Origin of the sequence: Larkinella rosea, from assembly GCF_003858635.1 — a bacterium.
GTDB lineage: Bacteria > Bacteroidota > Bacteroidia > Cytophagales > Spirosomataceae > Larkinella > Larkinella rosea.
This window is the reverse complement of sequence record NZ_RQJO01000009.1, coordinates 956,939-970,757: the sequence shown is the minus strand read 5'-3', so window position 1 is coordinate 970,757 and position 13,819 is coordinate 956,939. Positions and strand designations below refer to the sequence as shown.

Here is a 13,819-nt window from a genome sequence, read left to right as displayed (position 1 = left end):
ACCCAATGAACATGAGATACGAAAGGATACAAATGTACCACGTATCCGGCTGTCGGCGGGTTATCAAATCGTGAAGGTTCGCGGCCGATCAATTCAAACTCACTTCACGTACCGGCTCAGCCACAGGAGTGGCGGTTTGCACTTTAACGGTTTTGACTTCTGTTCGGATGCCGTCGGAAATCTCCACTTTGTAGATGCCGTCTTCCAGATTATTCAGATCAAACCGGATGTTCGACGACTCGTTGTCCTGGCCTAATTTCAAAACCGTCAGCGTCTGCCCCGCTTCGTCGATCAATCGAATGGCAACCTTGCTCTCTTTCGCCTTGTTGATATTGATGTTCAACTTCATCGTGTTGACAATGGGATAAACCGCCGATTGAAAGGAAGATTTCAGCTCGGCGTTTTCCCTGTTATCGTCGGCAAAGGCGATCGAAGAAGTGGCAAAAGTCAGTGCAATCAGAGCGGAGGCAAGTACTGTTTTCATGGTATCTGTTGTTAGTGTGTATTCTGTTCTTTGTTGTTTGCTGTTGTAACCGGTATCTATTGGGCTATTTTGATGATTCAAAGGTAAGGATAATATAAGGTACCTTGCAATACATAGTACTTTGTTGGCAAAAATACCGGGATGAGTGGTTAAATAATCGGATAAAATAAAAACGGCTGGATTAGAGCAGGAAGAGGATTCGATTTATGGGAGAGCCTACAGGAAAGGTGGAGAAAAGTTGCCTAATCGGACAAAATCAATCTGGTTTGACAGTGTCAGAAGGCCCCATTTCAGCGATTTTACCTTCTATTTACCTTGACTAATTCGGTTTTGGATGTCAATGACAAACTCCTGTGAAACTACGTGATCTTCTGCCATTTCTTCAATCGAACGTTTTCCGCGTTTGAGTGCTTTCTAAATCGCATCGGTTTTTACGAGTAAAGTTGCTTTCCCAATTTTCCGTTTCTCGGGATAAACCACTTCTGCATTGATCGCGGTGATTCGGGCGAACTGAAACCGTTCTCCGGGTGTCATGTTTCGGGTATCCAATTCTTCAATGGCTTTACGTCACCATTCTTCGTCCCAAAAAAGTGCCTATTGGGTGGTTTCCGTGACTTTGTGAACGGTTTTCATGGCATAAATGAGCTTTTCCAGATTGGTTCGGATTTCAGTTACGCGCTTTTTAAAGTTAGTTAAATTTCAAAAAATTAATCCTTGCAAAAAGTCGCATTTAACCCGCTTCTTGTCGCATTCGCACTCCCCGGTTTTCAGGGCAGGCGCGTACTTTTGTCAGGTAAACTTTAAACCTCAAATACGATGGCAACTAAAATTTTTGTAAACCTGCCCGTTAAAGACCTGAACCAATCTGTCGCGTTTTTCACCAGCCTCGGCTACACGTTCAATCCGCAGTTTACGGACGAAAAAGCCACCTGCATGATCATTAGCGAAGACATCTTTGTCATGCTGCTGGTGGAGCCCTTCTTCAAGTCGTTTACCAAAAAGGAACTTGCCGACGCGACTAAAACCACCGAATCGATCATTTGCCTTTCGGCCGACAGCCGCGAAGCCGTCGATGATCTGGTTAGCAAAGCCCTGGCCGCCGGTGGAAAAACGCCCAACGAAAAACAGGATCAGGGCTTCATGTACGGACACGGCTTTGAGGACCTCGACGGGCATTTGTGGGAAGTCATGTGGATGGACCCCGCAGCCCTTAATCAGGAGCAACCGACGGCAGCAGTCAGTAACTAAGCATTCAAATTTATTCCAGAAATAAAAAAGCCGTAGTGGTTTATCCTCTACGGCTTTTTCACGGAAAAGAGTTTATAACGTCACTTCGGAAAGCGATTCTTCCAGACCAAATTTCCGGTTGCGGTATTGAATAACGCGATTTCCAGTCAGGTAAATCGCCAGGCCACTCACCACACAAACCGTCATCGTCCCCACCATCGGAATGGCGGTATTATTGTGGAATACACTCACTGCAGCCGAAACCAGCGCGCCAATGCCCATGCGAAAACTCCCCATCAAGGCTGCGGCACTGCCCGCATGGCGCGAAAAGGGGGCCAGCGAAAGCGCCGATGCATTCGGCCCGGTCAACCCCTGTCCGGTCAAAAACAGGAATAAAACCGCAATCAAACCATACGGACCGAACCAGCCTGCCCAGGTTCCCCACACCATCAGCAGTCCGACAATCGACTGATAACTCAGCGTAACGAAAATGATTTGTTCGTTCCGAAAGTGCTTCAGCAGGATGTGATTCAATTGCGTGGGTGCAATGATGGAAATGGCTAAAAAGGCAAAAATCCAGCCGTACTCCTGCTCGCTCACGTGGTAAAGGTTCATAAACACATCGGGCGAGCCCGCAATATATGCAAATGGGGCGGAGGTTGCGATGCCGGCCACCAGGGTGTAGGTCAGGAACTGGGGTTGTTTTAAAACCGTCAGGAAACTACTCAATACGGCTTTAGGACGAAGTGACAGCGATGGATCGGCTTTTTTTCCGTCTGGTAACACAAAATAGATAGCGACCAGAATCAGCGCCGTGATGGCCGCCAGAATCAGGAAGATCGAATGCCAGCCGAGCGCAACGGTGGTATACCCGCCCACGGTTGGGGCAATCATGGGAGAAACCGCCATCACCAGCACCAGCAACGACAGCACCTGGGCCGTCTGGGTAACCGGAAACAGGTCGCGAACCAGCGCCTGAGCCGCCACCAAACCGACGCATCCGCCGAGTGCCTGCAAAAGCCGCATCATAATCAATGTTTCAATCGACGTGGTGAGTGCGCAACCCAGCGATGCCGTCAGGTACAACACCAAACCCGCGTAAAGCGGCATTTTCCGCCCATAGCGATCCAGCAACGGGCCATACAGGAGCTGTCCAAATGAAATACCGATCAGGTAAGCCGTCAAGGAAAGCTGAACCTGATCGATGGTCGTGTTCAGACTTTTGGCAATGGCCGGAAAACCCGGCAAATACATGTCGATGGAAAATGGACTGATCGTCGTCAATATCCCTAAAATCAGGATGACGACAACAGGCTGTCGGCGCGTCATAAATTGCGGTGGAAGTTCTGTCTTAAAGACGCTCATCCGGTTATGATTGTTCCCAAATTTGTATTTTTTTTAGATAATCGACAAATAAGCCTTCGCGAATTGTGATAAACCACGATAATTGAGGGACATTTCTTTTTGAACACAAACCGGTGATTTACCAAAGCAAAAAGTCATCCAAAAATCGCATCTTACCGGCGAGCGGTTTTGATGCGGTTTTTGGATGGCTATCGGTAAAAAAGCTAAGATCGGTCTTTAGACGGCTCGTCACTTGCCCCCGCGACTCCCGCTTACCCTGCGCCGTTTGGTGTTTTTCCGTACCTGATTTTCGGAGGAAAGTCGCCGTGCAACAGGGAATTATTTATTGGTCAAAACCTTCAGACTTTGATTGATCCGTTCGGCAACTTTCTGGTTGCCTTTGGCATTGAGGTGCAAAGCATCGATCCGCAACGACCGGGGCACGACGTCGTCGGTGTGGTCGGTAATATCGCGGTAATCCGTAGGGTCATATTGCGACAACAAATACGCGTGAATATTGACGTAATGGTCGCCATAAATCGAATACAATTCGCCGTTTAGTTTCATAATGGCATCGTGTCCGGCCCCAAAAACGTCCTCATTGGGTCCGAAACTGCCGTTGAGAAGCCCCAGAACCAGATACCGCTTGTGACCCAGTGCTTTGACCATCGCGGCAATATCCGACTTCACTTTGTCGGGTTCCAGGTAATTGTTACGCCCCACCCAGATGATGGTGTTGTAGGAATGTTTTTCTTTATCGGCCAACATCCGCTCGGCCACCTGATAGCTGGTGTTGCCCGATTTTCCGCCGTTGTAAATCTGGTAATTTGTTAATTTCTGAAGTTCGAGCAAATAGGAGCTGCCGTTGCTACCTTCCGTCAGGCTGTCGCCCCAGCCCGCAATAACGTCCGAATGGGAATCTTTGGGAAAAACACTATCGATGAGTTTACAACCCGAAACCGTACTTAAGATAAAAATAAGACTAAACCGGGCGGTGAAACGATAAATAAAGGTCATTTTATGTGTTATGATCTGGTTCAAAACCGCATTCCCAATCCTAGAGAAATTGAATGAAGCACATACCGCCTGGACGAATCGGATCCGGTCTGCGGTTTTCTGACGCTTAATAAACGGTTGACTTAAACGGGAAATTGTGTGGTGCGTAAATTGCTTTAGACGGCAATCAAATCAAAAATACAGACTAATTTTTTCGAAACTTTCAGTAAACCCATTCCTGAAACCGGTGGTCAAACGAATCGGTTGGGGTGCAGACTCGTTTGCCAGTAATCAAAGATGAGTTTAATCTGATTCTGATAACTGACATAATCCGAAGCTTTCTGAAAAAAACCCTGCACGGATTCCCTGTACGCTTCCCGGATGATGTCGGGGCTGGCAGCCGTGGTCAAAAATACAAACGGAATCGATTTCTGGCGCAGGTAATCGCTCTGATTGATTCGCTTACGGAGTTCCAGCCCATTCATGATCGGCAAATTAATGTCGCACAAGATCAGAAAAGGTTGCTCAGAGGTAGTTTCAAAATACTGCAAAGCCACCAGACCGTTGGTAAAAAACCGGACTTCATTCGCAATTCCTAGTTTTTTAACGACCTGAGCCAGTAAGAACTGGTCATCTTCATCATCTTCAATGGAAACAATGGGCCCTTTCAGGAACGGTAGACGGGATGGCATAAGGCATTCTTTCAATTATAACTGCAACCCGTAACGGAATGTTATAAATAGCTCGAATCCGAATTGGCGGAATGAATTAAGGCTTTTCCGACCAGCGATTATTTAGAACTAATGCCTGCGGCAGCATGATCAAAAAAGGCTGTGTTTTTGAATAATCGAGCATTTGATATTCCAGCCCTAAAAGCCGTATGTTGTAGTAGGTCTGATGCAATTGATAATACCATTTTTCTGATTGGATCAGCCCGGCTTTTTCGCCCAACTTTTCGGCCAGAAACCGCTTCTCAATCAGCCGGGATGTTCGACCTTTGCCGTCGTCGAACGGATGAATTTTCAAATTGATTATTTACGCTCTCTCAAGCGTTCATAATTTTTTAGGTCTGTATCCGAAATACGGTTTTGTATTCGTCTAACAGTGATGTGGGTAAAATCTCAAACTCCCTTTGAATCCTAGCGAAATCAGTAAAATGATAAAACTAGCAAACCCGGATTACCTCCACATTCAGCAAAGCACCCAACTTCGCCAGCTTTGATGCAATGTGGCCGACGCCCACCGCGCAGTGGTGCGCCGGACCGTGGCTGTTCCAGGTCTGAACAAAGTGGCGGGCACCCAGCGAAAACCGGTAGCGGCTGTTGGTGTTCCCGATTTGCAGGATGGGCCCCGGTACGGATTCGCCTTCGGCCACGAGCAGACTGATTTTGCCATTTCCGGTTTCCACCACCGACAACAGCGTGACCGGCCCGTTTTTTACCGACATTTCCACCGAAAGCCCTTTTCCGACTTTGCCGTGATACACATACAACGGACGAACCTTCGTTTTTCCTTCCGCAATGCGGATGTGGCCGGGACCATCGTGGCCCATCAACACCACATCATCGGCAAAATCCATCGCGTAATACTCGGTAAATGAACCGCCGACGCCAAAGCTGTCCATGATTTTCATGGCCTGGGCATTCTTGACTTCGTATTCGCCAGCCACCGGAACCCCACGCGCCGTCAGCAGGGAGTTGCCCAGAATCACCGAACTCATCGTGTCTTCGTTGGCCGGATTTCCGGAGCCTTTGTGATAATACGCCAGCGAGCCCAACCCGTGTAACTCAACCAGTTGATCCAGTGCCACGGAGGTTCGGGCGGCCCGCTCCAGTTCGGCAGGCAGGCAATCGTCCTGAACGTCAAAGGTTTCGGCAAAAAGCGCAATTCGCTCCTGAATCTGTGCTTCCGATACGGTTTCGCGCAGGGCCGACAGTTCATCGACTTCCACGATTTTCATGTGACCGCCAAACGTGGCATTTTGCAGCGTCAGATCGGAATAAATATCGAGCATCCCGCTGTAATAATTGCCCATCAAACCCAGGCAGTTGTGCGCCATCACGTGGGCCACCCGCCCGGCTTCGATCCAGTCGTCGATTTCCTGCCAGCCTTCGGGGTCGTTTTCGAGCATGCCGGTCACCTGATGAAACGGAATATTTGCGCGTTTAAAAACGTTCGCAATTTCGGGAACGGGACAGGCCGAACAGTAGGCCAGCCACTCGCCGGTCATTTTGGTGCGATCGTTCAACCGATTGAACCATTCGTAATTAATGGCTGGTTCGGGCGCGAGGTTCAGCACGATAACCGGCACTTTCGCGCGCTGCACAACCGGTAAAACCGTCGCCGACAGCGCGTAAGTCGTCACGTAAATGAACAGCAAATCAATGTCGGCCTGACGAAACCGGTGACCGGCGACCAGCGCTTTTTCCGGTGAATCGACCAACCCCAGGTTTACAACTTCCACACCCGGACGAACAAACCGGCCTTCGACCCGATCCAGATACCCTTTCAGGCGGTTTTCCAGTCCGTCGAACTGCGCCCAGTACGTGTCCAGCCCAATGCCAAACAAGCCCACTTTGAATGGAAATGGCTGCGTAGAGTAAGATTTCAAGCCTAATTCAGGTTGCGGAATAGCCTCATTGCGGTTTTTCATAGTCAATTGGAAAAGTACTTAAATGATTATTTCCTGAAATAATATTGGCGCGACATTCAGCAATTTGTAAAATCTTCAACGTATTTTTCAAATCTGCCAAATAAATACAAAATTACAGTAAGTGTTTTTTCGGCGCTGAAACGTCTCCCTGTATCGAATCAGTGATTTGCCTGTTTGACGCGTTAATTACATCAATCAAAATGGGAGAAGTTAGACGTTTGTTACCGGATCCGAATGGCAGCGAAGGAAATCTTTTTTCGTTCGGCGATCACCCCCCCGCCCATTTTCAGCGGAATTCGGTGGCCCTGGATGCAGAATTGCTGATTCATAAAGCGTTCGAGCAAAATCCCGATTCCGGAATTGCGTTGCTGTTTCAGCATTATTACCAGTCGCTTTGCAGCCACGTGGTCCGGTTTGTGTCGTCCAAGGAAATTGCCGAAGACATTGTTTCGGACATTTTCTACGAATTTCACGCCGGTCGGATTTACCGCACCATCACGACCTCCTACCGCGCCTATCTGTTTACCGCCGTCCGGAACCGGGCCTTCGATTACGTGCGGGCCGAAATGAAGCGCAGCACCTCGCTCGACCAGGCCGAGCGGCTTTCGTTTCCCACCGAACAGCAACCCGATTCCGTCACCCAGTTTGAGGAATTGTATCACGACGTCGAAAAAGCCATCGACGCCATGCCGATGAAGCAACGGCAGGTCTACGTGATGCACCGGTTTGAAGGCCGGAAATACGGCGAAATTGCGACGGAGCTCAATCTCTCCCTGCGAACCGTCGAGGTACACATGTACCGGGCCATTCACCACGTTCGGGCTTTTCTGAAAGACAAATGGCTGATTTTGCTGATCAGCTTCTGCCAGTACTCGCAATAAAACCACAATCAACTTCCTGAAATGTGCTTTTGATAGGGCGGTTTTGCCCTATCGGAACAGGCTGAATTATGAAAACACAAGTAACGAAAGAATTACTATTCAACTACTTCGCTGGCCGGACAACGGCTTTTCAGAAGCAGTTGATTGACGAATGGGCCAAAGATACAGACAACCGGGAACAGTTTTTTAGTTGGCTGGAAATCTGGGAAAGCCAGAATCCGCAGTACGTAGCGGATGTTCAGAAGGCGCTCAGCCGGCACCAGAACCGGATGGCTCAGAAACCGGACGAAGATTCGTCAGTGGATACCGAGTTGCCCGTTGAGCGGTTTTGGGGTCGCCAGAACTGGTTCAAGTGGGTTGCGGCTGCTTCAGTTCTGCTTTTGATGGCTGCGGGCTGGATCAATCGGGACGAGCTGCTGAACGAAAAATACGCCACGGCCTACGGCGAAACCCGGCGGCTGACGCTGGCCGACGGCAGTGAGGTTACGTTGAACGCTAACTCCATGCTGAAAGTACCCCGGTTTGGATTTGGCTACCAGACGCGTGATGTCGAACTGACGGGGGAGGCTACCTTTTCGATAACACACACCACTGACGACCAGCGGTTTGTGGTAAAAACCGGCCGCAACTTTGAAGTGGTCGTTCTCGGTACCGAGTTTACAGTGTATAACCGGGAACGGGGCGGCAAAGTCGTGCTGAACAAAGGAAAAGTTCAGCTCCGGTATCAGGAAGGCAAAGCCCCCCGCGAGCTGATGATGAAACCGGGAGATCTGGTAACCCTCAACCGGCGAAGCGGCCACGCCCAGCTCCGGCAGGTCAGTCAGCCCGAAAACGCATCAGCCTGGCGCGAAAACCGCTTTGTGTTTGAAGAAACCACGCTCGAAGAAATTGCCCAGTTATTCAAGGAAAACTACGGCCTGATTCTGGAAATCGCTGATCCGAAACTAGCCAAGTGGACGGTGTCGGGCTCGTTTACTGCCCGCAACGCCGAAGAGCTCCTGGAATCGCTGATGGAGGGTGCTTCCCTCACCTACAAGCGCACCGGCAAACACATTGTCATTACCAACCCTGCCAACTAACCCATTCCACCTTCTGCTTACTAACCGCTTAACAACATGAGAAAAGAAATACCTATCCTGTTTATCCTACTGCTGGGCATGAGCAGGCCCGGTTTTGCCCAGATGCTGGCCAAGGCGCAGACCTCCAACCGCCAGCCGGTTTCGACCCGGGCGGAAAACCGCCAGTTGAAAGAAACCCTGCGGGAACTGAAAAATTATTACAAAGTCGACCTCCTGTTTTTCGACCGGATTGTGGACGGCTACGTGGTTTCGGCGGATGCGGTTCGGTATGACGACCGGCTGGAAACCAATCTCGAAACGGTATTGAAACCGTTTGGCCTGGGGTATAAAAAAGCGAAAAACGGAGGGTACGTGATCACCGCCAAAGAACCGCAGCGGAGGTCGGAAACGATTCAGAATCGATTTCCCGAAGCCGGTTCCAGCCACCAAACCGAAAACCGAACAACCGCCGAAGGAGCGCTAACCACTGCGCCGAACGTCGGCATTCCCGAAAAACCGGTCGTTGCGGATATCACGATTCAGGGAAAAGTAACCGATGGTGCCAAAGGTGACGAACTGCCCGGTGTGAGTATCGTTCTGAAAGGATCGACGCGGGGTACAACATCCGATGGAACCGGTAATTACAAACTGGCCATCCCCGGCCCGGATGCGGTTCTGGTGTTCAGTTTTGTGGGGTACGAACCGCAGGAAGTGCTGGTGGGCGGTCGCTCCGAAATCAATGTCAGCCTGAAACCGGACATCAAAGCGTTGAGTGAAGTAGTTGTCGTGGGATACGGTGTGCAGAAGAAAACCTCGGTGACGGCGGCAGTTTCGACCCTAAAAGGCACCGAAATTGCGTCCGTTCCGGTTACGAACCTGAGCAACGGCCTCGGCGGCCGGTTGCCGGGTGTGATCGTCAAACAGGCTTCCGGCGAACCCGGTCGCGATGGTTCCAACATTTTTGTCCGGGGTATTTCCTCGACGGGCAACAACCAGCCGCTGCTGATCGTGGACGGCATTCCCAGAAATTTTCAGCAACTCGACCCCAACACGATTGAAACGTTTACGGTTCTGAAAGATGCCGCAGCGGTGGCACCCTACGGGGTAGCGGGAGCCAACGGGGTGGTTCTGGTGACCACCAAGCGTGGAAAAACCGGTACGCCTTCCCTGTCGTACAACGCTTACGTTGGCTTTCAGAATCCAACCGTCATGCCTGATTATCTGTACGGTTACGATTTTGCCATGCTGAAAAATGCGGCTGCCAAATACGCCGGTTTGCCCGAACCGTATTCCGCCGACGCGTTGCAGAAATTCAAGGACGGTTCCGACAATGATTCGTACCCGGCCAACAATTACGTCAAGGAAATCGTCAACCGCAACGCCGTCATCACGACGCACAACATCGAGCTGTCGGGCGGGGCCGAGCGGATCAAATACTACGCCAGTCTGGGCTACCAGTACCAGGCCGGGATGTGGCCTTCGACCAATAACAAGCGCTACAATCTGACGATGAATCTGGATGCCCAGGCGACCAAAACCACCAAGATTTCGTTTAATCTGAACGGTCGGGTTCAAAAATCGCAATATCCGTCCATCGGAACCCCACGGCTGTTCGAATTGATTGCCTATTCACACCTGCAAAACGGCCCGCTCTTTTTCAGCAACGGCTTAAACGGCACCTACGTTACCGGCAGCATCTACAACAGTGGTTATCAGAAAACCAACACCACGGCTTTGTATTCGCAATTGTCGGTCGAACAGGAGATTCCGTTCATTCCGGGGCTGGTCGCCAAAGGAACCATTGCCTATGATCCGACGATGGTGATGGATAAAATCTGGACGGCGCCCGTTCATTTGGCCACCATCAATACGACGACGAAAGTGATTACCGACGGTATTTTCGGTCAGGCCAAATCATCCCTGAATCAGAATTACAACCAGACCCAGCAACTGACCTATCAGGCCAGCCTGAATTACATGCGGTCGTTCGGCAAAAGTACAGTGGGCGCGCTGGCGGTTTTTGAAGCCAAGGCCAATGATGCGATGGTGCTGGGCGCATCCCGCCGAAACTACAACCTGGGCATCGATGAACTGGACATGGGTAGCTCGAGCAATGCCGACATGACCACCACCGGAACGTCGAGCTACGGTCGGCAAATGGGTCTGGTGTATCGGGTTACGTACGATTATGCCGATAAATACCTGCTGGAAGCCAGCGGTCGCTACGACGGCAGTTACTACTTCGCGCCGGAAAACCGCTTCGGTTTCTTCCCCGCTTTTTCGCTCGGCTGGCGGCTGTCGGAAGAGAATTTCATCAAGCAGAATGTGCGCTGGATCGACAACCTGAAACTCCGCGGATCGTACGGTGAAGTGGGTGCGCTGGCGGGGAGTGCCTTCCAGTTCATGAGTACGTATAGCGTGGCGGGTCCGGCTTACGTCATCGGCGGCAACGCGGTTCAGGCCATTCGGGAACGCAACGAGCCGAACCCGAACATTACCTGGGAACGCGCCAAAAAGACCGACATCGGGATTGAGGGCACATTCTGGAAAGGTTTGTTAAACATTGAAGCGGATTATTTCTACGAAAAACGCTCCAACATGCTGGTCAATCCGGACGTGATCGTTCCCGCCGAATACGGCATTGGGCTGAGTCAGGTGAACGCCGGGGTCATGCAGAATCAGGGCATCGACCTGTCGATCGGATCTTCCCACCGGTTTTCGCAGGACCTGCGGGTCTCGCTCAACGGTAATTTCACTTTTGCCAAAAACAAATTGCTTCAGGTATTTGAAGCCGGGGCAACGTACAACAACCTCAATCGCCGTCTGACCGGAAAACCGCTCGGCACGCAGTTCGGTTACCAGGCACTGGGTCTATTCCAGACAACGGATTTCGACGAAACCGGTAAACTGAAATCGGGGATTGCCGTTCAGCCCTGGGGGGCGGTTCAACCGGGCGACATCCGGTATCAGGACATGAACAACGATGGCAAAATCAACGACGACGACCTGACCCGCATCGGTGATGCCGTGGCCACTCCGCGCATTATTTACGGTATTGCGCCGAATATCCAGTACAAGGGTTTTACACTGGACATTCTGTTCCAGGGCGCGGCCAAAACCAACTTCTATTACACGGGAAGCGCGGCCTGGGCATTCAGCAACGGCATGGGTGCGGTTCGGGAAACGCTGGATTACTGGACACCGGAAAATCCGAACGCGACCTATCCGCGCATCACCAACGCCCCGACAACCAACAACACGCAGGTGTCGTCATTTTGGATCGGCGACGCCAGCTACCTGCGGCTGAAGAGCGCAACCCTGTCGTATTCACTGCCGTCGGTGCTCACGCAAAAGGCTAAAATCCAGAATGCACGGATTTACGTTTCCGGGCAGAACATCCTGACCTGGACCAAGTTGCGGAATTTTGACCCGGAAATTACCCAGACCAATGCCTGGAGTTATCCGCAGCAAAAAGTGATGTCAGTCGGCTTAAATGTTACGTTCTAATCCTCGAAAAACGATACCCACATGAACCTGCTCAGGCTAAATAAAGTAAACACCCGGATCGTTTTGCTGATTCTGGCATTGGGAATCTTTTCCTGTAAAGATTTCCTGCAAGTAGACCCCAAAGACCAGATTGCTGACACGGCTGTCTGGACCGACACCGGCACGGCAGATCTCTTTCTGAACAACGTCTATTCAGGCATTGCCGGTCCCTTCAATGGCTTCGACCCCTGGGAGAATTTCACGGACAACGCCATGAACGGCGTCAACGGACTGCCCAGCCGGGTTTTATACTCGCCATCGGTCTACACGGCCAGCAACGCGCCCAACTGGTGGGGTCAGTACGCCAACATCCGCCGGGCTAATTTATTCATCGAAAAAGTAACCGCATCAACGTTTCCGGATACCTGGAAAAAGCCAAAAATTGCGGAAGCCCGGTTTTTACGCGCCTACTTTTACCAGTTGTTGTGGACGGCCCACGGCGGGGTTCCCATCATCACCAATACGCTGAATCAGAACGCACAGGGCGACGCCATTTTCCGGGCACGAAATACCGACGAAGAAACCTACAAATTCATCGTCGACGAGTGTGCCGCCATTGTCGATGACCTGCCGCTGAAAGCCGAAGCAGGCCGGGTTTCCAAAGCCTCGGCGTTGACACTCAAAGGCTTCTGTGAACTATTCTGGGCCAGCCCGTTGAAAAATACCACCAACGACAAAGCCCGCTGGGCGCTGGCGGCTGCCACCAATAAGAAAGTAATCGATCTGGGCTCCCATAGCCTGTTTGCCAATTACGAAACCCAGTTTTACGAGGACAACAACAACAATGTGGAAGTAATTTTTGCCAAACAATACCTCGGCGGCACCGCACTGGGCAGCGGAAAAGAAGGTTTGTGGGGACCGTGGATGGTCGGCGGGGTGCAAAAAGCCTACGGGGGCGTCGACCCGACGCAGGAACTGGTGGACGAATATTCGATGGCCAACGGCTTACCGATTACGGACCCGGCTTCGGGCTACGATCCGCAAAACCCGTACGTCAACCGGGAAAAGCGGTTTTATCAGTCTATCGTGTACGACGGGTCAACCTGGGTGGGTGCCGAAATGGTGATGAAACAGGGCGTCGGTAGTCGGAATGCGACGGATTTGAGTAATACCAACGAAGCCACCAATACCGGTTATTATTTGCGGAAAACACTGAATCCGAAATACACAGTAAATGGCAACAACCTGTTAAACAGTGGAAGTTTTATTATCTATCGCTATGCTGAGGTGTTACTGAGTTATGCCGAAGCGCAAAACGAAGCCGTTGGACCCGATGCGTCGGTGTATACGGCGGTCAACCAGGTGCGGGCAAGATCGGAATTGCCCGCACTCAAAACCGGGTTGACACAGGCGGAAATGAAGGTGATTATTCAACGGGAACGTCGGGTGGAACTGGCGTTTGAAGAACGGCGCTGGTTTGACCTGATGCGCCTGAAACTGGCGGAGAAGAACCTGAACGGAACCCTGCACGCCATGAAAATCGAGCTGGTGGGCGGAAAACCGGTTTACACCGTTATCCCGGCCCCGGAAGGAGGTAAAACGTTTTTTGCTAACAAAAATTACCTGTTGCCCATCCCGCAATCGGCGATGAACCAGAATACGAAGCTTACCCAAAACCCGAATTACTGAC

At 51.0% G+C, this 13,819-nt stretch carries 11 protein-coding genes; 5 read left to right on the top strand and 6 right to left on the bottom strand.

The features are described from left to right. Nucleotides 1–88: 88 nt before the first annotated feature. Nucleotides 89–484 (bottom strand): T9SS type A sorting domain-containing protein, encoded by a 396-nt coding sequence (locus EHT25_RS19830; RefSeq protein WP_124876856.1) that lies wholly within the window; start codon nucleotides 482–484, stop codon nucleotides 89–91. 816 nt (nucleotides 485–1,300) lie between these two features. On the opposite strand from EHT25_RS19830, the gene EHT25_RS19825 reads away from it, so the two are divergent. After that, nucleotides 1,301–1,732 (top strand): VOC family protein, encoded by a 432-nt coding sequence (locus EHT25_RS19825; protein ID WP_124876855.1) that lies wholly within the window; start codon nucleotides 1,301–1,303, stop codon nucleotides 1,730–1,732. 72 nt (nucleotides 1,733–1,804) lie between these two features. Here EHT25_RS19825 and EHT25_RS19820 read toward each other — a convergent pair whose 3' ends face one another. From EHT25_RS19820 to EHT25_RS19800, 5 genes are all read right to left on the bottom strand, one after another. After that, nucleotides 1,805–3,040, bottom strand: a complete 1,236-nt coding sequence (locus EHT25_RS19820) for a multidrug effflux MFS transporter (RefSeq protein ID WP_124876854.1) — start codon at nucleotides 3,038–3,040, stop codon at nucleotides 1,805–1,807. Between the two features lie 354 nt (nucleotides 3,041–3,394). Next, nucleotides 3,395–4,072: an SGNH/GDSL hydrolase family protein gene (locus tag EHT25_RS19815; RefSeq protein ID WP_124876853.1), complete on the bottom strand. Its 678-nt coding sequence runs from the start codon at nucleotides 4,070–4,072 to the stop codon at nucleotides 3,395–3,397. A 230-nt stretch (nucleotides 4,073–4,302) separates the two neighbouring features. After that, complete coding sequence (locus tag EHT25_RS19810; RefSeq protein WP_124876852.1) at nucleotides 4,303–4,743, bottom strand: response regulator; 441 nt, start codon at nucleotides 4,741–4,743, stop codon at nucleotides 4,303–4,305. A gap of 76 nt (nucleotides 4,744–4,819) precedes the next feature. Beyond that, nucleotides 4,820–5,077: a Fic family protein gene (locus tag EHT25_RS19805; protein ID WP_124876851.1), complete on the bottom strand. Its 258-nt coding sequence runs from the start codon at nucleotides 5,075–5,077 to the stop codon at nucleotides 4,820–4,822. Between the two features lie 139 nt (nucleotides 5,078–5,216). Beyond that, nucleotides 5,217–6,704, bottom strand: a complete 1,488-nt coding sequence (locus EHT25_RS19800; RefSeq protein ID WP_124876850.1) for an arabinose isomerase — start codon at nucleotides 6,702–6,704, stop codon at nucleotides 5,217–5,219. Nucleotides 6,705–6,904: 200 nt separating this feature from the next. Here EHT25_RS19800 and EHT25_RS19795 point away from each other — a divergent pair, with 200 nt between their 5' ends. From EHT25_RS19795 to EHT25_RS19780, 4 genes are all read left to right on the top strand, one after another. Then, a complete protein-coding gene (locus EHT25_RS19795; protein WP_124876849.1) occupies nucleotides 6,905–7,585 on the top strand; it encodes an RNA polymerase sigma-70 factor in 681 nt (226 codons plus the stop codon). A 68-nt stretch (nucleotides 7,586–7,653) separates the two neighbouring features. After that, on the top strand, nucleotides 7,654–8,664 hold the full coding sequence (locus tag EHT25_RS19790) for a FecR family protein (RefSeq protein ID WP_124876848.1): 1,011 nt from the start codon (nucleotides 7,654–7,656) through the stop codon (nucleotides 8,662–8,664). A 36-nt stretch (nucleotides 8,665–8,700) separates the two neighbouring features. Beyond that, nucleotides 8,701–12,150 carry a SusC/RagA family TonB-linked outer membrane protein gene (locus tag EHT25_RS19785; RefSeq protein WP_124876847.1) on the top strand — a complete coding sequence of 1,150 codons (3,450 nt, stop codon included), beginning with the start codon at nucleotides 8,701–8,703 and terminating at the stop codon, nucleotides 12,148–12,150. Between the two features lie 21 nt (nucleotides 12,151–12,171). Beyond that, nucleotides 12,172–13,818, top strand: coding sequence for a RagB/SusD family nutrient uptake outer membrane protein (locus tag EHT25_RS19780; protein WP_124876846.1), 1,647 nt, complete (start codon nucleotides 12,172–12,174; stop codon nucleotides 13,816–13,818). Nucleotide 13,819 lies beyond the last annotated feature (1 nt).